Source organism: Microcoleus sp. AT3-D2, from assembly GCF_036705715.1.
Lineage (GTDB): Bacteria > Cyanobacteriota > Cyanobacteriia > Cyanobacteriales > Microcoleaceae > Microcoleus.
The window spans coordinates 97016-119279 of the sequence record NZ_JAUBVE010000005.1 but is presented as its reverse complement, the minus strand read 5'-3'; the positions used below and the strand labels follow the sequence as shown (position 1 = coordinate 119279).

The window sequence follows — 22264 nt, the reverse complement described above, 5'->3', positions numbered from 1 at the left end:
GCTTGAATCGTTGACAATCGATCCGATAATTGCTATAGCATAATAGAATCAAAAAGTTAATAGCAAAAGTCGGTAAAAATGCCTTATTTAACAGTAGCAAACGACATCACAGCACTCATCGCTCAATTTTCCAAAGCTAAAATCCTGTGGGTGGATACAGAAATCGCTGACTATAAATCCAACCCCAGATTATCTCTGATTCAGGTGTTAGCTGACTCCACAGATTCGACTGGAGATGCCACTTTTCTACTAGATGTCTTGGATAAACCTGAATTGGCAAAAGATTTCATTAACCAAATCATGGTCAATCCAGATATAGAAAAAGTCTTGCACAACGCCAGCTATGACATCAGATTTCTCGGCAATGACGACGCTCAAAATGTCACTTGCACATTGAAAATGGCGAGAAAGATTCCAGCTTACATTCTGCCCTTACCTAATCGACAACTCAAAACTTTAATAGAAACACTTTGCGGCATTGCTTATGTAGATAAAACAGAACAAAGCGGCGATTGGGCAAAGCGTCCCCTGACCCAGAAGCAGCTAGAATATGCCAAGATGGACGCGGTTTATTTAGCTGGATTGCATCGCCGCCTGCTAGAAATTATTGCCCAATGTTACCCCGAACCCGCAACAGAAAACTTGACAGCATTGGGCGAAAAATATCAGGAAATAGAGTCTCAGTGGAAGCCGCTAGATTCAGAAATCGCTGAAGTTAAAGAACGATTTAAAGCGGGGATGCTGGCGCAAAATCTCAAAGACAGTTCTTATTTTCAGCTTTCCAGTTCGATAACGATGAAAGTTGATTTTATGACGCTGGCCAGACTGACGCAAGCTGAGGGAATTGAGTTAAATTTTCCGGTGACGCTGACGAAAGAAATTCAAAAACAGTTAGGCAAACTCATCGATCATCCATCTTTGGAGGTGGAGGATATTGCTAGTTGGCGGTTGAATTCTAATGTACAGCAGCGGCGAAAATCTACTAAGAAAATTGCGCCGGAACCGGAGAGTGAGGATTTAACAGCATTGGGGGAAAGGTACAAAGAAATTTTGCCTGAATGGAAGTTGCTGGATTCTGAAGTTGAGCATTTGAAAGAGCGCATTAAAAAAGCAATGTTGGTGCAAAATCAGGAAAATACTCCCCATTTTAAGTTATCCAGTTCCTCAATTTTAAAGGTAGATTTTGCTAGCTTGGCAAAACTTGCGCTATCTGCAGGAGTTGAGTTAGATTTTATGGTGACGCTGACTCAATACATCCAAAAGCGGTTAGGGGAAGCAATTAACAAAATTGATGTGAAAATTGATTATATTACCAGTTGGCGGATGACGGCGAAGACTGTGGAAGATGAAGATGAGGAAATCCCGTTTTAAGTCCTAGGGTGCGTCGCCATGAAAAATATCCAAAGAAATATCGATAATATTACAGCGACGCACCTGATACAATAAACGAATAGTGTTTCGTTTTTGCTGTTTGTACCGATCGCAATTAACCTTGTTCTTCCAAATACTCTGCAACTGCTTGCAAATCTTCCAATCCTCGATTCAAGCTGTTAAGCATAGCTTCCCCAGTTTCAGTATCAAAGTTGAGTTTAGGATTTTGCAAAGCTAACTCTTGAATTGCTTCTAGCCATAGTGAAAGCGGTACCTGGCGAACAGCTTCCCGTAACCCCATATTTGCCAATACTGCAAGATAAAAACCTGTCAAGTCTTGCCCTCCATAGCCATAGAAACCATGCCGCAGTTCTAGCTTTTGGGGGGTGTAGGCTGCATATTGATCGAAAGTGATCGGTGTGCGATCGAGTTTTGGTTGTGGGAGTGGTGGTGTATCCATATTTTTTGACCTGATTTGTTACTAGGGGCTGCGCCTTTGCGGTTGATTTCAATCCGCCATATTTAACCAAGGTGGGCAAAAGCCCACCCTAATTCCTACTTCCCTACCGTGAAATACTCATTCTTAGCATACACGCTAATAATGCAGTCTCCCACTTCAAAAAACATCCCCTCTTGCTCATCTTTAGAAAATTGCAAGTTGCCGTATTTAGAATTAATTTCCTCAGCAGTCGCCGCTTTTGCCTCCATTTCATCCGGGATAAGTCCGGTAGAACCGATATAGAAAACCAGCGGTGAAACTTTTTCCCTGTACACTTTTTCGGCATAAGCTTCCAGTCGCTCATTCGCATTAGCTAAAGCAGCGACAAACTCCTCTCGCTTGACATCTTCTCCCTGCCATTTCGCTTGCAAAAGCCGCAGCAAACTATCTGCACCCACTTTGGCTAAAGTAGCGCTAATAATTCCGTTATCCTCCAACCCCAAAAACTCATCGAAAATCAGTTTCATCAAGTCGTCAACTTTGGTGATTTTTGTTCGGGATGACAGCGTTTTGTGGGCGAAGACAACAGGCTCATCTAAGGTGATGTCAAATGTCGGTTTGGCTAGCTTTTCGCCCGTGTTTTTGTGGTAAACTTCATAAAGGCGATCGAGAAATTTGTTGGCGGAGTGCAATTTGCCGAAGTTGAGGATGTTTTTGCTGCCGATGTCGATTTTGTAGCTGACTCGCGAATCTACTGAACCGTTGGCGATCGCACTTTTTAAATCTGTGTATTCCGTCGTCGTCGGAAAATTGATGTAAAGGCTTTTTGACAGATAATGCTGTTTCAATTCTTCCAATTGTTCCGCTGTGTAAGCCTCGGATTCCTCCTTCAAATGAGCCGAGAGAATGCTAGAGAGAATTTTGATTTCTGCGAGTTCCTCAAACACTCCGTCAAGGCTACCGTAACGCCCATCAAAAGGCACGAGAGGCAAAGTCTCTAACTTAATATCGTACTCGGAACGGAAGTCAAATTCTTGCACAGGCGAACCGTCTTTTTCAAGGACACCGCATTTTTTGAGCAAATCAAACACTGGTTTGCTGCTGATTTTGGTTCGCAGCGACTTAATATTAACTTCGCCGTCGCTGACAATGGTATAATTGTTGAAAGTATTGAGGTCTGTAACTAGAATTCCCGCCACTTCTGCGATTAAAGTTCCATCCTCAACTTTTACCAGCTTAGCTTTTCGGGTAATCAGCATATTGATGGTAGCGGTATTTTGATTGATGGCAAAGGAACCCATTTGCACGTATTCGCCACCATCTAAGAATTCAGTTTTCAGCCAAGGCTTGATAAGGTTGCCGTTTTCGTCTCGCTTTCCTTCAATTCGCTTCAAACCTTTTCGCTGATAATTTTCTTGCAAGTGTTTCAAGTTGATGATGATGCTGTTGCTGTTTTCCTCCAATATCTTGATTAACTCCAGCAGGGAAATTTTATCGCTGACTTTTACCCGATCGCCAATTTCATGATTTTTCAACACATCAGGCGCAAAGACAGCCTGTTCCAAATCTTCCGTAAACTCCGCTATTTGGGCATTTGTCAAAGCTTTCGCGTGTTTTTCCGTCAAAGTAGCGTCGAAGGTACTCACCAGCGCATACTTAGCCGTATTTAAATTGCCGTCAGCCAGGTTAGCTTTCGCAAAAGCGAACACCGACTCATCAGTTTGAGCAACGGGAACCTCTAGTTTGTCATACTCATCTTTGGCGACTTTCTGATATTTGTAAAACAGTCCCGGATCGTCTGCTTTCAGCCCGCAGATTTTCAGCGTACTCGATGAACCGTTGATTTTCTTGCCGCTTTTGGAAACAAAAACTTGATAATCATATTCCTTAATTAACGGTTCTTCCAGCGGAGGTGCAACGGAACTGCCTAACAGTTTTGTGCTGTCGTAAAGAGCATCATAAACCATTTTGACTTCGCCAGCGCGGATGCAATTTCCCGATAATGTGTTGGCGATTTTGGAGAGAAGTTTGAAGTCAGCACAGGCATAGGAGATAGTGTTAGCAAACACATCCATTTCTTTAAGTTCTTCGCAAATTTCCCCTAGTTTTGCAGCTTCGGAATTGGCACTGGGGTCATTTGCATAGCCGTCTGTGTGCAAATTGATCGCTGTCAATTCTCCCGCTTTAACCAGAGATTTAGCGAGTTCCATCGACTGCGATATGCAGGTAGAGCCAGCCGTGTGGATTTTTTGAATTTCTTTGATGTATGGAGAGTCAAACTTCAGCACTTCTTGAATGGGAATTCGCTGGAAATGACAAATTACGTTCCCCTTGTCAGCATAGGAAATCAGGCTGACAATTAGCTGGTAATTGTTGTATTCGTCTAAGGTCAAAAGCTTGATTAGGGTTTCTTTCAGCGGTTTTAAGTCATAATACATTGAGCCGGAACGGTCGATGATAATGATGCTGTGAGCGACGGATTTTTCTGGGATATCGCCTGGTGTTCTTTCTAAATTAATGCGATCGACTAGATAGAATGCCTTGGCGTTTCCGGCAAAATTGTAGAGGGTAAATTTGGTGCGAGTATTGGAGGCTGCTTGGCTGCTGGAACTTTTGACTTGAGATGATTGTTTCGCTTGCCGTGCCATAGTTTTCACCTATGTTGATTTTTTCCTCAACTTAATCATGACACGCGCTTATGTGGATGTCAAGGCCTGTGTGGAAAATTATTTGCGAAACTGAATAAGCATTAATATTGAGCGCTGCGGTGCAAGGGAAAATTGCGGCGCTAGGCTAAAGGTGGGCTGTTTTGACAAAAGTAGTGGATCTGCGTAAGTCGTTTAGTAAATATTTAGTCAATCATGGTTTATTTAGAAAATCCGCTGCTCAAACTTTATCTAAATCTGATCGGATGGGTGACGTTGGGATTTTTTCTCGGTCGCCAGCTACCGAGAAGCTATTCTACATATTTAGCCAAGTTTCTTTTCTTCTTTGGCACGCCATTGAGCATTGTTGCTTTTATCCGCAGCGCCAATTTGTCTGGCGCTATTTGGATGGCGCCGCTGATAGCTTGGGCGGCAATTCTAGCAGGTGCAGGACTCGCTGGGATTTTGATAATTTTCGGTGTCGGCGAGGAACGTTTCAAGACTCTTAATCCGATCGCCCAAAATAGCCCGGAACACACCAGCGCTTGGAGTTTGCCCACTCAAGGCAGCTTCTTATTGGCAACGATGGTGGGTAATACGGGTTTTTTAGGCATTCCCGTCACCTTGTCCTTATTAGGCTCGGAACACTTTGCCTGGGCGTTGTTTTACGACTTGCTAGGCACTACTATGGGAATCAATATACTGGGAGTTGCTATTGCTTCTCACTGCGGTAAAAGCGATCGCCGTCAGAGTTGGTTAACTCCCCTGCGGGCAATTTTTCAGAATCCGGCATTGTGGGCTTTTGGTTTAGGATTTGTCTCGCGAAGCTTGCCGCTGTCGGCACCAATCGAAGAATTGTTAACAACAGGTGCTTGGACTATAATTACTTTAGCTTTAATTACGATCGGGATGCAGTTGAGCAAGTTGAATTCCTTGCATAACCTCAAACAAGTTGTGGCTTGTCTCGTGATTAAAATGTTGTTAATTCCCTTGGTAATTGGCACGGGATTAACGTTTTTGGGGATCGCGGGTGCGCCGCGACTTGTGCTAGTGCTGCAAATGGCAATGCCTCCTGCTTTTGGTACTACATTGCTGGCAGAAGCTTTCAATCTCGATCGCGAATTAGCCGTAACTGCGATCGGCATCGGCTGCGTTAGTTTATTATTCACTATTCCCCTATGGATGAGGCTATTTAATTTTTAATAAAAATAGGGCTACTTCATTTTGAAAAATACTTGATTTCAGTGATCCCCATCACAAATATTGATGGTTAATGTCATATTAATTTAATAATTACTGGACTGGGAAACTGTATTGGCTTCTGTTAATGTGGAAATAGCCTGCGGAGGAAGGGAAGAATAAAAGTATGGCAAGTATAAATTTTACATTGACAGGTTATCAAATTCTCGATCGCATTTACTCAGGAACTCGCACCCTAGTTTATCGAGCTTTCCGCACTGGCGACAAACAGCCCGTCGCCATCAAAGTCTTGCGGAACCAGTATCCCAGCTTCAGCGAACTGGTGCAATTTCGCAATCAGTACACGATCGCCAAAAATCTCAACTTGCCCGGAATCATCGAAACCTACAGTTTAGAACCCTACCAAAACAGCTATGCGCTGGTAATGGAAGACTTTGGGGGAATTTCTCTGAACGAATGGATGGAAAAAGGGGAAACAGGGCCGTCTCTGAGCGAGTTTTTGCAAGTGGCGATCGACCTGAGCAATACATTAGATATACTCTACCGCCACCGGATAATTCACAAAGACATTAAACCAGCCAATATTTTAATTAATCCCCAAACAAAACAAGTCAAACTCATTGACTTTAGTATTGCATCTTTGCTGCCCAGGGAAACTCAAACCCTGATGAATCCTAACGTCCTGGAAGGGACACTCGGCTATTTGTCTCCCGAACAAACGGGAAGGATGAATCGGGGGATTGACTACCGGACAGACTTTTACTCTTTGGGGGTGACTTTTTACGCATTGCTGGCGGGACAATTGCCGTTTCAATCTAACGATGCGATGGAATTGGTACATTGTCATATTGCCAAGCAACCGCCATCACTGCATGAAATAAATCCCGCAATCCCGCCCGTCCTTTCGGAGATTGTCAGCAAATTAATGGCAAAGAATGCCGAAGACCGCTATCAGAGTGCGTTGGGACTGAAATTCGATTTAGAATTTTGTTTGAAGCAACTTGAAGAAAACGGTAGGATAGAGAGTTTTACGATCGCGCAGAGGGATGTGGGCGATCGCTTCCTCATACCCGAAAAACTCTACGGCCGCGAAACCGAAGTTGCCGAATTACTGGCAGCATTCGATCGAGTAGCAGGTTTTTCCCAGCAGCCATCAGAACAGGGTGGAGGCTGTGAGTTAATGTTAGTCGCGGGTTTTTCTGGGATTGGCAAAACTGCAATTGTCAATGAAGTTCATAAACCAATTGCCCGCCAGCGTGGCTATTTCATCAAAGGCAAATTCGACCAATTTAACCGCAACATTCCTTTTTCAGCTTTTGTCCAAGCATTTCGAGATTTAATGGGACAATTGTTGACCGCAAGTGACCAGGAGTTGAAAAATTGGCAAACTCAAATATTGCAAGCAGTGGGCGATAACGGACAAGTCATTATTGAAGTAATCCCAGAACTCGAAAGAATTATTGGGCCACAACCGCCCGCACTCGAATTATCAGGAACGGCTGCCCAAAATCGGTTTGATTTGCTGTTTCAAACTTTTATTCGCGTGTTCACCAAACCAGAACATCCCCTGGTGATGTTTTTGGATGACTTGCAGTGGGCTGATTCCGCCTCGCTGCGGTTAATGCAACTGCTGGTTGCCGAGTCAGCAACCGGCTATTTATTAGTAATTGGTGCCTACCGAGATAATGAAGTGTTTGCAGCACATCCGTTGATGCTGACACTGGATGCAATGGCAAAAGCTGGGGCCACGGTGAATACTCTGACGCTGGAACCGTTGAGCTCAGAAAGTCTAAATCATTTGGTTGCTGATACGCTCAATTGCGATCCATATTGGGCAAAACCTTTGGCTGATTTGGTGGCACAAAAAACCAAAGGAAATCCCTTTTTTGCAACGCAGTTTCTCAAAGCACTGCATCAGGATGGGCTGATTGACTTTGACCGGGTTGCTGGTTTTTGGCAGTGCGATATTGTGCGAGTTCGGGAGGCAGCGCTGACGGATGATGTGGTCGAGTTTATGGCGTTGCAGTTGCAAAAATTGCCGCCAGGAACTCAGAATGTGTTGAAGTTGGCTGCTTGTGTGGGGAATCAGTTTGATTTGGGGACTTTGGCAGTTGTCTCCCAGCAATTGGAAACGGAAACGGCGGCGGATTTGTGGAAGGCTTTGCAAGAGGGGTTAATTTTGCCTGAAAGTGAAGTCTACAAGTTTTATATGGGGCGAGAAAGACGGGAAGAAACCGACAATTCGGAGGTGGTGAATTACAAGTTTTTGCACGATCGCGTTCAGCAAGCCGCCTATTCCTTAATTCCCCAACAAGAGCGATCGCGTGCTCACTATCAGATTGGACAATTGCTGAGCCAGCAAATTTCACCCGCAGCTATAGAAGAGCAAATTTTTTCAGTCGTCAATCAGTTGAATTATGGTATTGCGCTGATTGAAGACCAAACAGAACGCGACCATCTGGCACAACTCAACCTCACGGCTTGCCACAAAGCCAGAGGCGCTACTGCTTATCAAGCTGCTCGCGAGTATGCTGCGATCGGGCTAAATTTGCTGGGAGAGAGCGCTTGGCAACGACAGTACGAGATGACCTTGAACTTGCACGACATAGCAGCAGAAGTGGCCTCACTCTGTGGCGAATTTGACCAGATGAATGAGTGGATTGACACTGTGATTCATCATACCAGAACTCCCCTAGAGCGAGTGAGCGTTTACATCGTCAAAATTCAGGCCTTATCGTCCCAGAACAAGTTTTTAGAAGCAATTGCTATCGGTTTGTTGAGTCTCAAAGAATTAGGAGTTGAATTGCCCGATAGCGCTACATCAGAAGATATTCAGCAAGCAGTGCAGGAAGTTAATAGTTCGATCGGCGATCGACCGATTGAAGAGTTATTTGATCTGCCAGGGATGGTGGATGCCCAAAAACTGGCCACGATGCAAGTGGCGGCAAGTATGGCGTCAACTTGTTATCTTGTTGGTTCGTCTTTGTTTCCACTGGTGACTGCCTTACAGGTAAATTTATCTATCCAATATGGCAACAGTCGTACTTCAGCTTATAGCTATAGTTGTTATGGTATTATTCTCAACAACTTTCTACAAGATGTGACGGTAGCCGATCAGTTTGGCCGATTAGCTTATCGTCTTGCCAGTAGCGCGGAGGCCAAAAATATTCGCTCTGCAAGTTGTGTTGTGATCGGATTCTGTTTGCATCATCGCAAATCGCATTTGCGGGAAACCCTCCCCATTCTTCAGGCAGGCTATCAAGCCGGATTAGAAACAGGAAATTTAGAGTTTGTCGGGTATAATCTGTATTCTTTTTGTCTAAATGCCTACTGCTGCGGTCAGTCTTTAGCAGAACTTGAACCCCAAATTCGGGCATACCGTCAGCAATTACTCGACCTCAACCAACTAACAACGGCAAATTATTGTTCGATTTATTGGGAAACAACCCTGTTTTTATTGGGTAATCCAGACAAGTTTGAGGTTTCCTTTGAACAAGAAGGCTATGAGGAGAAGCTGGTTTCTCAGTCCCTTGCCTCTAAAGATTTTGCCCGACTCTTGAGCTTCTATCTGTACAGGGCGACGTTGAGATTCCTGCTGGAAGACATTGCTCGGGCCTTCTGGGATGTCAATCGAGCAAGACAGTATCTAGCGGCAGGCGTAGGAACTACTTGCGAAGCTGGTTTATATTTCTATGACTCACTCATAGCCCTGGCCACTCCTGAGTCCGAGACTGAGTTAGAAACTTCGTTGCAACGAGTTCAGGAAAATCAAACTTCTTTGCAGCATTGGGCAGAACACGCCCCCATGAATTATTTGCATAAGTGGCAGTTGGTAGAAGCAGAGAAATACCGAGTTGCCAGACAGAGGGCAGAAGCTATTGAAATGTACGATCGCGCGATCGTCGGAGCGAAAGAAAACGAATACATCCAAGAAGAAGCCCTCGCTAACGAACTAGCAGCTAAATTCTACCTCGACTGGGGCAAAGAAAAAGTGGCGCAAGCTTATATGCAAGAAGCCTACTACTGTTATGCTCGCTGGGGTGCCAAAGCCAAAATCGATGACTTAGAAAAACGCTATCCCCAACTTCTTGCTCCCATATTGCAAGCAAGAGAAAATCGTTTTGGAATCAGCGAAACTCGCCTCCACACAATCAATAAATCGTCAGTTTTACATCAAACCTTCCAAACGAGTCTATCTAGCAGCAACAGTATTTACGAAACCCTGGATTTCGCGGCTATTCTCAAAGCCGCCCAAACTCTATCAAGTGAAATTCAATTAGAAAAATTACTGGCTGCACTGATGTGTGTGGTGATGGAAAATGCCGGGGCAAAAAAAGCAGTTCTCCTGTTGCTTAAGGATGGGAATCTCGCCATCGAAGCTGTAGCCTCCTTCAATCAAGATGTCATCTCAATATCTGTACCGCTGTCAGCCAGCGACGAGTTCCCCCCTGCTGTGGTCAACTATGTTAAGCGGACTTGGAAAACTGTCGTTTTGGATAATGCAGCAGTACAAAATGATTTTATTGCCGATCCGTATTTGATGCAGAAAAAGCCCAAAAGTGTGCTGTGCGTGCCAATTTTAAATCAGGGTAAATTAATCGGGTTGCTATATCTAGAAAATAACTTGACAATTGGTGCATTTACAGAAAATCGCACTGAAGTCATCCAACTTTTGTGCGCCCAAGCGGCTATTTCTCTAGAAAATGCCCGCTTGTACCAACAATCTCAAGCTTATGCACAAGAATTAGAGCGATCGCTCTTTGATTTGCAGCAAGCACAGTTACAGATCGTGCAAAGCGAAAAAATGTCCACATTGGGCAATTTAGTGACAGGAATAGCCCACGAAATTAATAATCCGGTCGGCTTTATTAGCGGCAATATTGAGGAAGCAACCATCACGATTAAAGATGTGATTTCCCACTTAAAATTATATCAAGAAAAACTGCCGAATCCAGGGGAGGAAATTGAAGAAGATGCGGAGGATATTGATTTAGAGTATGCCTTAGAAGATTTGCCAAAGATGCTGTTGTCGATGAAAGTGGGGTGCGATCGCATTCGCGGCATTAGCACCAGCCTCCGCACCTTTTCCAGAGCCGATAAAGACTACAAAGTTCCGTTTAATATCCATGAGGGCATTGACAGCACTATCTTAATTTTGAAACACCGGCTGAAAGCCAACGAACACCATCCTGCGATCGAAGTCGTCACAGACTACGGCAATCTCCCCCAAATCGAATGCTTTCCCGGTCAACTGAACCAAGTCTTTATGAACCTGCTTGCTAACGCGATCGATGCTCTAGAAGAATCAAACCAAGGACGCAGTTTCGAGGCTCTTAAAGCAAATCCCTACTGTATCACAGTTCGTACCAGTCAGTCGGACGATATGCACATCAAAATTCAGATTGCCGATAACGGTGCGGGCATGACAGAAGCGGTGAAACAGCGGATTTTTGACCATCTGTTCACAACGAAGGCAGTAGGAAAAGGTACGGGGTTAGGATTGGCGATAGCCCGCCAGATTGTAGTCGAAACCCACGGTGGAACAATTAATGTCAATTCTATTTTGGGGGGAGGGAGTGAATTTGAGATAGTGTTACCTGTTACTGAATAAAAGTTGACTGTTGACTGTTAACTCATGACGGTTGACTGTTGACTGTTGACTGTTGACTGATGACTGATGACTGTTGACTAATGACTAATGACTAATGACTGATGACTAATGACTAATCGGGCATTATACCAGCCCCGATCGCAACTCCGGATACGGACAAAACTTCCAGCGCCCCTTCGCCAGATTGCCAAAATCTCAATTATGCTAACCTAGGCAAGCAGCAATCCCTTGTCACGAAGGCGATTAACATAATTTCAAACAATTTATTTTATTGAGGACCGGTGTATCCCGTATGGCAAACCTGATCGGCACAGACAGCAACGACTTTATTCTAGGAACTCCGCTGGGCGATCGAATTCGCGGCTTAGATGGCGATGACACGGCCCTGGGTGCGGGAGGAGATGACACCCTAGAGGGCGACGCCGGCAACGACCAGCTTCTTGGAGCTGACGGATCAGATTCGCTGCTTGGCGGTGAAGGAAATGACGAACTCATTGGCAACCAAGGCCGCGATTCTGCGAGCGGCGGGAACGGCGACGACTCGATCCGCGGCGGTTTGGGCAACGACATCCTCGAAGGCAACGACGGGATAGACAGCGTGGTGGGAGACGCTGGGGACGACTTAGTTTTTGGCAACGCAGGCTCGGATGTGATTGCCGGCGGTACTGGCAACGACACCCTCACAGGGGCTGACGGCGACGATTCCGTGTTCGGGAATGCTGATGACGACTTTCTCTACGGGGATTTTGGGAACGATTCTCTCAACGGCGGTAGCGGCAGCGATCAAATTTTGGGCGGTGGCGGCAACGATTTCTTTACCGCCGGCGAGGGTGACGACACTTTGTACGGCAATGCCGACAACGATTCGCTTTTGGGAGACGCTGGTAATGACCAGATATTCAGCGGCAAGGATAACGATACAGCTTTTGGCGGCAGCGGTTCCGATACCCTTCGCGGCGATGAAGGCGATGACTCGGTACTGGGAGAAGAAGGTAATGACTTCCTGTTTGGCGGCAAAGCTAATGATGGTCTCGACGGCGGTTTTGGCGATGACTCCTTGGCCGGAGGTATCGGCGACGATACCATTTTGGGCAGTTTCGGCAATGACAATTTATTTGGGGCAGAGGGTAATGATTCTTTAATCGGAGGCGAGGGTTCGGATACTCTGACTGGCGGCAGCGGCAGCGATGTCTTTGGATTGGGAGCCGGGCCTGGCAGCTTGAGTTTAATTACTGATTACAATGACACAGAGGATTTCTTTGGACTGCCGAGCAATTTATCTTTCGCTCAACTGCTAGTTACTCAAGGCAACGGTGCAAATGTCAGGGATACAGTAATTACGACGCTCGATGGCAAGCTTTTAGCAATTTTGATCGACACTCCAGCGGCGCTGATCGAGGCGAATGATTTTATCGCTGTGACTGGGACGGCTACTCCCAGGCCAACCACCATTACCACTACAACTACAACTACAGTTACAAGCACAATTACAGATCCAGCTCAACCTCCAACTCCAACTCCGCCTCCAACTCCAACTCCGCCTCCAACTCCAACTCCGCCTTCCACGGAAGCACCGACTCCGACTCTTACGGAACCAGAGACTCCGACTCTTACGGAACCAGAGACTCCGACTCCGACTCCGACTCCGACTCCGACTCCGACTCCGACTCCGACTCCCACAGCAGCACCGACTCCGACTCCCACGGAAGCACCGACTCCGACTCCCACAGCAGCACCGACTCCGACTCCCACGCCGACTGCTGCGAGGATTCCTACTGCCCCGACAGTTAGCGCGCCTGATGATTCGCCTCTGGTGTCAATGAGTTCGATCGCCCCGACGCAGACTCCCGGACTATTGCCAATGCCGGGCCAGACGCCGATATTCCCGCCGGCGGGGCAGATCCCGATACCTTTTCCTACACCTGTTCCTTCACCTTACGGGTCCTAGGTGCGATCGCGCCGCTGTGTGATGAGTTATGAGTTAATGTAAAACTCACTCAACTCATAACTCAAAACTATTTAACGTCTTGGGGAGTTTCGGCCGAGTCTTCTGGCGACTCGGCTGGAGAATCTTCTAGGGGAGATAATTGTTGGCTGTACCCCAAGAGCGCTCGAAGTTTCATGCGCTCGATGTAAGGCCAGCCGCCATTGGCTTCAATATTCCTGAGCAGTTTGTAAAGTGCTTGGCGGTTGTCGGGAAAAGACGCTTGAAACAAACCGTCCCGAATTTCCCGGTGCGAAGCTTCCAGCCTCCGCAGCAGGGCCAAAAGCAGCAGACTGTCTCCCTGACAACTTTCGGCTAAAGTCCGAATCGCCTCTGTCAGCGATTGCATTTGAGACTGCAACTTTTCTGACTCTAAATCTTTGCCGTTGTCCATACTGCTGCTTCCTTTGAAATCTACAAGGCCTTTGTCCCCAGCCTTTTGGTCAACCGACTAATCGAGCTAGTCGCGATCGCCATTCGGGGTCATAAGCAAAGTAACTTAAGTAGGTTGACTTAAGCAATATTAATTTGCAGTCCAAGTCAGGAAAAGAGCACAACCCGTCGTACCATGTGTATTGGGCTGCGATCCGAACATGATTGAGAAATCATAAGTTCTTGCTTATTTTCACGGCGCACTAGCTTGATTTTTTGAGTCAATGCCGGTCTCAGTGAAGCGAGGGATCAGGATCTAAATGCTACCCTAAGCGCTGGCCTAGCCTGCCGGCGGGCAATTATATTTTGCTCGAACTAGGGCTTTTTCTTAATATAATCCGATGTTGGATATTGAGGTTTGCAATGAAATATCGTGCTTTAATTGTTGCACTTTTAGCTTTTTGCATGAGTGCGCTGGTTGCTTGTTCTTCTGCTCCTGACACGACGGTGGCGACTACCGAGTTGCTCACCTACGACCAGATTAGAGGTACTGGATTGGCTAATAACTGCCCTAGCTTGGCAGAAACTTCTCGGGGATCGATCCCCATCGAAGCGGACGCCACCTATAAACTGACTGGTTTGTGTTTGCAGCCCACAACTTATTTTGTCAAGGAAGAACCAGCAAACAAACGCCAAGAAGCGGAATTTGTGCCTGGTAAATTGCTGACCCGGTTCACGTCGAGCATTGACCAAGTTCAAGGTACGCTCAAGGTCGGTACTGACGGAACTCTGACTTTCACAGAAGAAGACGGCTTGGATTTTCAAGCTATTACGATTCAGTTACCGGGCGGAGAGCAAGTACCTTTCTTGTTTACCATTAAACAGCTAGTGGCCAGTTCCGAACCGGGAGTGGTTGCTATCAATACTTCCACCGATTTGCGAGGGGAGTTTAACGTTCCTTCTTACCGCAGCGCAGGCTTTTTAGACCCTAAAGCTCGCGGGGTATCGACTGGCTATGACAATGCTGTAGCGCTTCCGGCTTCTGACAATTCCAAACGCGTGCGGGCTAATGTTAAGGTGGCTGACACTCGCACCAAGGCGGGCAAAATTTCTCTCCAAGTTGCTAAAGTCAACAGTGCCACTGGCGAAGTTGGCGGGATTTTTGAGAGCACGCAGCCTTCTGATACTGATTTGGGAGCTAGACCGGCTCTGGACGTGAAAATTCGGGGTTTATTTTACGCTCGCATTGAGCCTTCTGTGTCATAAAATTGGCTTTCAGGATCGATCGAACTTAAGCAGTTTTTTGCCCTAAAGATACTGCTCGCCCTTCATTAGCCAACAGTCTTGAGCAACATAACTTAGGACTGTTGACTAATGACTAAATTTATGATTAAATTGTGGTCAGTCGCAAGTTATTAAGTTTGGATTTTTAATTAATTAAAGTATTGTATTCAAACCGCTTTCAGATTATAATATAGTGTGAAAAAATTCCGGTTAAATTCGGGATTCTGCCGAAAGCCTTCTACCTGGTAAAATTCTGCCTTTTGCCGAAAACCTTCGGATAATCCCGCTAAATCCCTGCACCTTCCCAAAGTTAAACTGGTGTGTCCGCTATCACACCTATTAAGTGCTAGGATTACACTACAATCAAGATGAATTTTTTAGACTAGATTGGAAACTCGATTTAAAGCAAGCTCAGTCCTCTGCTCTACCAACCCTTATGCCACCATGTCTACCACACTGCCGAACGAGCTAAAAAGCGAAAATTTGCAATTGTTGCGCGAGTATCAACTTTCTGGAGCCAATGAAACCCGCAATCAGTTAGTTAAACTGAATATTGGACTGGTGAGAAAAGAAGTTTACCACTGGCTAAACCAGTGCGGTGAAAGCTACGACGATTTGCTGCAAGTCGGATGTATTGGGTTGATCAGGGCGATCGAGCGGTTTGATATCGCGAAGGGACATGCTTTTAGTTCCTTTGCAATTCCCTACATTCGGGGCGAAATTCAACACTACTTGCGGGACAAAAGCCCTTCGGTGCGATTTCCCCGCCACTGGCAGTCCTTGGAACGCAAATCTGTAGCAGCGATCAAGGATTTGCAGGTGCAGTTAAACCGCAAACCTACGGATGCTGAAGTAGCAGCAGTCCTTGAGGTTTCTGTACAAGAATGGCAAGAAATTAAGTTGGCCCATCTCAACAGATCGCCTCTGAGTTTGGATGCGCCGATGCAAGATGAAGATGAGGGGGCTACTTGTCTGGGAGAATTGGTGCCCGATAGCAAGTATCGGAGTTTTCAGTTGGCGCAAGAGGATCAAATTCGCGTACAGCAAGCTTTGGCTATGTTGGAACAACGGACTCGCGAGATATTGGAGTTTGTTTTTCTCTACGATTTGACGCAGAAGGAAACCGCTGAACGTTTGGGTATCAGTGCGGTGACTGTTTCCCGGCGAGTTAAGAAGGGGCTGGATTTGCTCAAAGAGATTATGACTAAACAGCATTAGTCATTAGTCATTAGTCATTGGTCATTGGTCATTGGTCAGCAGTAGTTATACCAATTCTGAAAAGTAGTGCGACATATAAATTATCAGCTATCCTCTGTAGGGAAACGGCACTGCCGTGTCCGGCCGGTGGTGAGAGCGAATGAACGATAATTTATATAAGACAATTACTGTAGCAAGAATTTTTAAAATTGGTATTAGTTAACAGTCAGCATTAGTCAGTCAACAGTCAATAGTCAACAGTGAGCGGTAATTAGTCAGTTGCTACCAAGAACAAATAACAAATGACTAATGACTAATGACTAATGACTAATGACTACTAACTAATTTTTAGATGCTGCGGACAAATTTATCTAGCCTTTCTACGGCTTTTTTAATTGTGCCTAAATCGGTGGCGTAAGACAAACGAATATGGTCGTCTGCACCAAACGCAATCCCCGGAATAACTGCTACTTGCTGCTGTTCTAAGAAACCGTCGCAAAATTCCAGAGAATTCATTCCAGTCTTGCTGATGTTGACAAACATATAGAAAGCACCGTCTGGTTTAATACAGCTAATTCCAGGGACAGCATCGAGTAATTCAAATATTACCTGACGCCTTTCGGCAAATGCTAGACGCATTTTTTCGACAGATTCTTGGCTGCTTTCCAAAGCTGCGATCGCGCCGTACTGTGCAAAGGTACACACGTTTGAGGTACTGTGACCTTGAATGGTGCTGGTGGCTTTGATTAATTTGATCGGCCCGGCCAAATAACCGATTCGCCAGCCTGTCATCGAGTAAGCTTTAGCAAAACCGCTGCTGATCAGGGTGCGATCGAAGATTTCTTGGCCTAGGGAACCGATGCTGACGTGTTGGGCGCCGTCATATATAATTTTTTCGTAAATCTCGTCAGAAACGACTAAAATATCTCGATCGACTATCACCTCAGCCAATGCTTTTATTTCCGCCGGAGAGTAAACCATTCCCGTCGGGTTAGAAGGCGAATTCAGTACAAATAACTTGGTTTTGGGAGTAATCGCTCGACTCAGTTGTTCCGGTGTAATTTTATATCCTGTAGAAGCATCAGTCCGTACAATTACTGGCTTGCCGCTGGCGAGTTTCACCATTTCAGGGTAGCTTAGCCAGTAGGGAGCCGGAATAATTACTTCATCTCCAGGCTCGATCAGAGCCATCATCAGATTGTAGAGCGAATGCTTGCCGCCGTTGGTGACAATGATATTTTCCGGTTGATAGTTAAGATTGTTGTCGGATTGGAGTTTGCGGGCGATCGCAGCTTTTAACTGCGGTTCCCCAGCCACAGGGCCGTACTTAGTCTTCCCCTCGTCTAAAGCTTGTTTTGCCGCTGCTTTAACGTGTTCGGGGGTATCAAAGTCGGGTTCTCCCGTACTCAAACTACAGACATCAATCCCTTCGGCCTTCATGGCTTTAGCCTTAGCTGCGATCGCCAAGGTTATAGAAGGAGAAACCTCACCCACTCGTGCTGCCAACTTAATCATTGGATTTTAGATATTAGATTTTTGACTTTAGATCATAGGGTGACAAATGTTGATATTCAACCCTGTTGTTAGGGAATTATGACATTTGTTTACATAGTACGTAAAGGATTAAGCAATTAAAGAATAAAAATTAAAGAAGCTCTTAGTTTTAATTTTTATTTTTTAATTTTTAAATTTTGACGTTATTATTGTAGCATTTTTGATGTCTCGTTACCCTCAACGCCGATCTGCAAACTTATGGATCTCAAATCTCTGATTCGCGACATTCCTGATTTCCCAAAGCCGGGAATTATGTTTCGAGACATTACAACTTTGCTGCGCGACCCGCAAGGGCTGAGCTACACCATTGACAGCTTAGCCGAAAAATGCTCAGCAATGTCTGTTGACTATGTGGTGGGCATGGAATCGCGGGGCTTCATCTTTGGGGCGCCTTTGGCTTATAAAATGGGAGCAGGCTTTATTCCTGTCCGCAAGCCGGGGAAACTGCCAGGTGCGATTCATTTTGCTGAGTACGAGTTGGAGTATGGTGTCGATCGACTGGAGATGCACCGAGATGCGATGACATCCGGTAGCCGAGTGCTGGTTGTGGACGATTTAATCGCCACTGGCGGAACAGCGGCAGCGACGGCTAAATTGTTAGAGCAAGCTGGCTGCGAGCTTGTCGGGTTTGCTTTTATCATTGAATTGCAGGCTTTGGGCGGCAGGCAGAAATTGCCCGATGTGCCGATCGTCACGCTAGTGGAGTATTAGTTAGTTAACTGTTGACTGTTGACTGTTGACAGTTGACTGTTGACAGTTGACTGTTGACTGCTGACTGCTGAGTAAAAACTACTGACAAATAATATCCTTGACCTTTGCATCGGAATTATTCATCTCTCTCTTCTCTTTCTCTGCGATCTCTGCGTTCTCTGTGGTTAAATCATTCCGATACAACCGGAATTAATATCCTTCACAATTCTTCAATTCTTCAATTCTTCAATTCAAAAATCTAAAATCTAAAATCTAAAATCTAAAATCCTATGACTTCTATTAAATCTAATCGAAATTGGCAATTATTGAATTCTCTGTTTGCTGGGGAAACATTTACTTATGTTGTCAAGCGACTGTTGCAGGCACTTTTAACGCTATTTTTGGCATCGATGCTTTGTTTTGCAATTATTGAACTGGCACCGGGCAATTACTTGGATACTTTGAGCCAAAATCCCAAGATTTCGCCGGAGACTCTCAAGCAACTCGAACAGCAGTTCGGCTTAGATAAACCAGCGATTGTGCAGTATTGGCTGTGGCTGCAACAAATTGTGACGCGGGGGAATTTTGGCACGAGTTTTGTGTATCAGCGATCCGTAGCTTCGCTGCTGTGGGAACGGGTACCGGCGACGTTATTGATGGCGATCGCATCTATGTTTGTAACTTGGGCGATCGCGATTCCCTTGGGAATTGTCGCGGCCGTCAATCAAAACCGCACAGTCGATCGAGTTCTGCAAATAGTTAGCTACACCGGACAAGGATTTCCCAGCTTTATCACAGCTTTGCTGCTGCTATTTTTTGCTCAGAATACTTCGCCTCTGTTTCCCATCGGAGGAATGACGAGTATTGACCACGCAGACTTACCTTGGTGGGGTCAAATCCTCGATTACGGCTGGCACTTAATTTTGCCAACTGTCGCCCTCAGCCTTACTGGTTTTGCGGGTTTGCAAAGATTGATGCGCGGACAATTTTTGGACGTGCTGCGTCAAGATTATATCCGAACAGCACGGGCTAAAGGTTTGCCGGACGATCGAGTAATTTACGTTCATGCTTTGCGGAATGCTGTTAATCCGTTGATTACGCTATTGGGTTTTGAGTTTGCTAGTTTGTTGAGCGGTGCGTTTATTGCCGAATATTTCTTTAATTGGCCGGGTTTGGGAAAGCTGACTCTGGAGGCTGTGACTAATCAAGATTTGTATTTAGTAATGGCAAGTTTGATGATGGGTGCGACCATGTTGATTGTTGGGAATTTGTTGGCAGATTTGCTGCTGAAGGCGATCGATCCTCGGATTAAGCTGGAAGATTTGAAATAGAAGACTTCACTCAGCGATCGGATGTCAATTGTTACTCAAATTTTGTCGCCCTCGGAGTGTTTTATGTCAGAAAAACAACCAAACGAGCCAATGACTTTTAGCCGCTTTGCGGACTGGTGCAGGCATATTGACAGTCTTTCACAAGAGGCAAGGCACACAGTTAAAGTGTTGTTAGAAAAGGCTGGCACTGATGACCCTGAAGCAGCGGAGCAGATACTTTCAAGCATGACAACACTCGATCTCAGTGACAATAGAATTACCGACATCAGCTTCCTCGGATCGCTCACCAATCTGACAACACTGCATCTGGGCCACAATGAAATTACCGACATCAGCATCCTCGGCTCGCTCACCAATCTGACAACACTGCATCTGGGCGGCAATAAAATTACCGACATCAGCATCCTCGGCTCGCTCACCAATCTGACAACACTGCATCTGGACTACAATCAAATTACCGATATCAGCATCCTCGGCTCGCTCACCAATCTGACAACACTGAATCTGGGCGACCATCGAACAATTACCGACTTCAGCATCCTCGGCCCGCTCACCAATCTGACAACACTGTATCTGGCAAACAATAGAATTACCGACATCAGCTTCCTCGGCTCGCTCACTAATCTGACAACACTCGATCTGGACTACAATCAAATTACCGACATCAGCTTCCTCGGCTCGCTCACCCATCTGACAACACTCGATCTCGGCAGAAATAAAATTACCGACATCAGCTTCCTCGGCCCGCTCACCAATCTGACAAAACTGGATCTCGGCAGAAATAAAATTACCGACATCAGCTTCCTCGGCTCGCTCACCAATCTGACAACACTTGATCTCAGCAGAAATAGAATTACCGACATCAGCTTCCTCGGCTCGCTCACCAATCTGACAACACTTGATCTCAACAACAATCAAATTACCGATATCAGCGCCTTGCGTAAGCTCACCAATCTGACCACACTTGATCTTTACAGCAATCAAATTACCGATATTAGCGCCTTGCGTAAGCTCACCAATCTGACCACACTGAATCTGGCCAACAATCAAATTACCCCTGTGTGCGTGTTAGGTCTCCTCGCACAGAAACGTCTTACTCTCTCGACTAGACCAATTGATGGCCAAAAAGCCACAGAAGCCATCAAAGTTGCCTATGCCGCTATTGGGCTAGAAGAACCCTCCGTTATTATTTGCAGCAGTCCCCGCGACGTTTGCCTCCAAATCTTCAACTTGCTCAAAGGCGACGATTCACAAAACTGCTCAGACGAATACAGCAATAGATTGGGGAAAAATCTAGACCAGAGATGGATGTCCCCTGTGGGAGAATTTGCCAGTCCGGGCCTGTGGAAGTATGAGCTCGATAGCATGACGATCGAGCCCGAAGCAGACAGAACACTGAGTTCGCTAATTTACGAATTGGTTGAAAGCTATGTGCGTTCGGCACAAACGATGTGGAATCTTTTTTCCAATAATTTGTTCGACCTTAACTTTTTTGAAACCCCCACGACTTTGTTTAAAGAAATCTATTTGACTCAATGGTATATCTCTTCATTAGGCGTCAATCTTTCCCAAAAAGCACAAGAAATACTTCGCTCCCAAAAGCAGCTTTTCGAGCATTGCGGTTTTATATTTCCCTTTGAAAAGATTTGCGCGGTGTGCGATCGCCCCCGCCATCTGCGCTTTGACAGTCAAAAGCGCTGGCACGCTGAAGGAGAACCTGCGATCGAGTTTGCTGACGGATGGAATTTTTACTATTATCACGGCGTCAGATTGCCAGAAAAATACGGTCAAATACACCCCGATCGATGGCAATCAGAATGGATTTTATCAGAAAACAATGCCGAACTGAGGCGAGTGTTAATTCAAGGAATTGGTTACGATCGCATTTGTCAAGAGTTGCAAGCCAAACAAATAGATAGTTGGCAGGAATATGCACTCTTACAAATAGATAAAGCCGATGTCGAGCCGATTTGTTTGTTAAAAATGACTTGTCCGAGTACGGAATTCATTCACGCTTTGAGAGTTCCACCTAACCTGACATCAGCTAGGGAGGCAATTCGCTGGGTAAATGGGGGTATCGATCCCAATGAATTTTCCGTGCAGACTTAATCTATAACAACTCTCAATCATTCATGAACATTTGTAGGCGTAGTGTCCCCGTGCCTACCCCGATTGGGGCAATTTACACACGGGCGATCGGAAACGGTTTTTTTTGGGAATACTTAGTTATAGCACCCAAAAGCGACAAAAACCCGGTTTCTTTGGTGTTGATGCGTAATATCCTGTGCGGTAGATTAGCGATTTGTCGTCGAGGGGGCAGGTTTATGAGATTGTCGGTTTTCGGCAATTATTGTCGGTGAACCTGCCCCTACAAGACATGGCGTTTGTAATAACGGATCGGATCTATCTGAGATATTGCAGCATTCTTCATTAGCTGTAGGGGCGGGTTCGCCAGTAGGCTTAAACGTTTGCAGACAGGTTAAATAAACCCGCCCTCCCCCACGAATAATCCCCTCAAATCAATCGGACTCGATATAAATCCTATTATTCCCAGAAATGCACAGATAAAACTTCATTCACCATCCA

General features: G+C 45.6%; 13 protein-coding genes. 9 read left to right on the top strand and 4 right to left on the bottom strand.

Going from position 1 to position 22264, the window contains the following annotated elements; all coding sequences use genetic code 11:
* The first annotated feature begins 78 nt into the window (after positions 1–78).
* A complete protein-coding gene (locus QUB44_RS03985; protein ID WP_333363330.1) occupies positions 79–1371 on the top strand; it encodes a ribonuclease D in 1293 nt (430 codons plus the stop codon).
* Positions 1372–1486: 115 nt separating this feature from the next.
* Here QUB44_RS03985 and QUB44_RS03980 read toward each other — a convergent pair whose 3' ends face one another.
* Positions 1487–1831: a hypothetical protein gene (locus QUB44_RS03980; RefSeq protein ID WP_333363329.1), complete on the bottom strand. Its 345-nt coding sequence runs from the start codon at positions 1829–1831 to the stop codon at positions 1487–1489.
* A 95-nt stretch (positions 1832–1926) separates the two neighbouring features.
* Complete coding sequence (locus QUB44_RS03975) at positions 1927–4458, bottom strand: vWA domain-containing protein (RefSeq protein ID WP_333363328.1); 2532 nt, start codon at positions 4456–4458, stop codon at positions 1927–1929.
* Positions 4459–4671: 213 nt separating this feature from the next.
* On the opposite strand from QUB44_RS03975, the gene QUB44_RS03970 reads away from it, so the two are divergent.
* The 3 genes from QUB44_RS03970 (at position 4672) to QUB44_RS03960 (ending at position 13214) form a co-directional block, all read left to right on the top strand.
* A complete protein-coding gene (locus QUB44_RS03970) occupies positions 4672–5658 on the top strand; it encodes an AEC family transporter (RefSeq protein WP_333363327.1) in 987 nt (328 codons plus the stop codon).
* Between the two features lie 163 nt (positions 5659–5821).
* Entirely contained in the window at positions 5822–11266 is a 5445-nt protein-coding gene (locus QUB44_RS03965) for an AAA family ATPase (protein ID WP_333363326.1), read from the top strand.
* Between the two features lie 292 nt (positions 11267–11558).
* Complete coding sequence (locus QUB44_RS03960; protein WP_333363325.1) at positions 11559–13214, top strand: calcium-binding protein; 1656 nt, start codon at positions 11559–11561, stop codon at positions 13212–13214.
* Positions 13215–13281: 67 nt separating this feature from the next.
* Here the strand turns inward: QUB44_RS03960 and QUB44_RS03955 are convergent, their stop codons facing one another.
* The gene (locus tag QUB44_RS03955; RefSeq protein WP_333363324.1) at positions 13282–13644 is read right to left on the bottom strand and encodes a hypothetical protein; all 363 of its coding nucleotides are present in this window, start codon (positions 13642–13644) and stop codon (positions 13282–13284) included.
* A 401-nt stretch (positions 13645–14045) separates the two neighbouring features.
* Between QUB44_RS03955 and QUB44_RS03950 the strand changes: the two genes are divergently transcribed.
* Positions 14046–14888, top strand: a complete 843-nt coding sequence (locus tag QUB44_RS03950) for a photosystem II manganese-stabilizing polypeptide (RefSeq protein ID WP_333363323.1) — start codon at positions 14046–14048, stop codon at positions 14886–14888.
* A 462-nt stretch (positions 14889–15350) separates the two neighbouring features.
* Positions 15351–16124, top strand: coding sequence for an RNA polymerase sigma factor SigF (locus tag QUB44_RS03945; protein ID WP_333363322.1), 774 nt, complete (start codon positions 15351–15353; stop codon positions 16122–16124).
* 327 nt (positions 16125–16451) lie between these two features.
* On the opposite strand, the gene QUB44_RS03940 is transcribed toward QUB44_RS03945, so the two are convergent.
* Entirely contained in the window at positions 16452–17618 is a 1167-nt protein-coding gene (locus QUB44_RS03940) for a pyridoxal phosphate-dependent aminotransferase (protein WP_333363321.1), read from the bottom strand.
* 237 nt (positions 17619–17855) lie between these two features.
* Here QUB44_RS03940 and QUB44_RS03935 point away from each other — a divergent pair, with 237 nt between their 5' ends.
* The 3 genes from QUB44_RS03935 (at position 17856) to QUB44_RS03925 (ending at position 21787) form a co-directional block, all read left to right on the top strand.
* A complete protein-coding gene (locus tag QUB44_RS03935) occupies positions 17856–18368 on the top strand; it encodes an adenine phosphoribosyltransferase (protein WP_333363320.1) in 513 nt (170 codons plus the stop codon).
* A 269-nt stretch (positions 18369–18637) separates the two neighbouring features.
* Positions 18638–19678: an ABC transporter permease gene (locus QUB44_RS03930; RefSeq protein WP_333363319.1), complete on the top strand. Its 1041-nt coding sequence runs from the start codon at positions 18638–18640 to the stop codon at positions 19676–19678.
* Between the two features lie 63 nt (positions 19679–19741).
* Entirely contained in the window at positions 19742–21787 is a 2046-nt protein-coding gene (locus QUB44_RS03925; protein WP_333363318.1) for a leucine-rich repeat domain-containing protein, read from the top strand.
* The last annotated feature ends 477 nt before the right edge of the window (positions 21788–22264 follow it).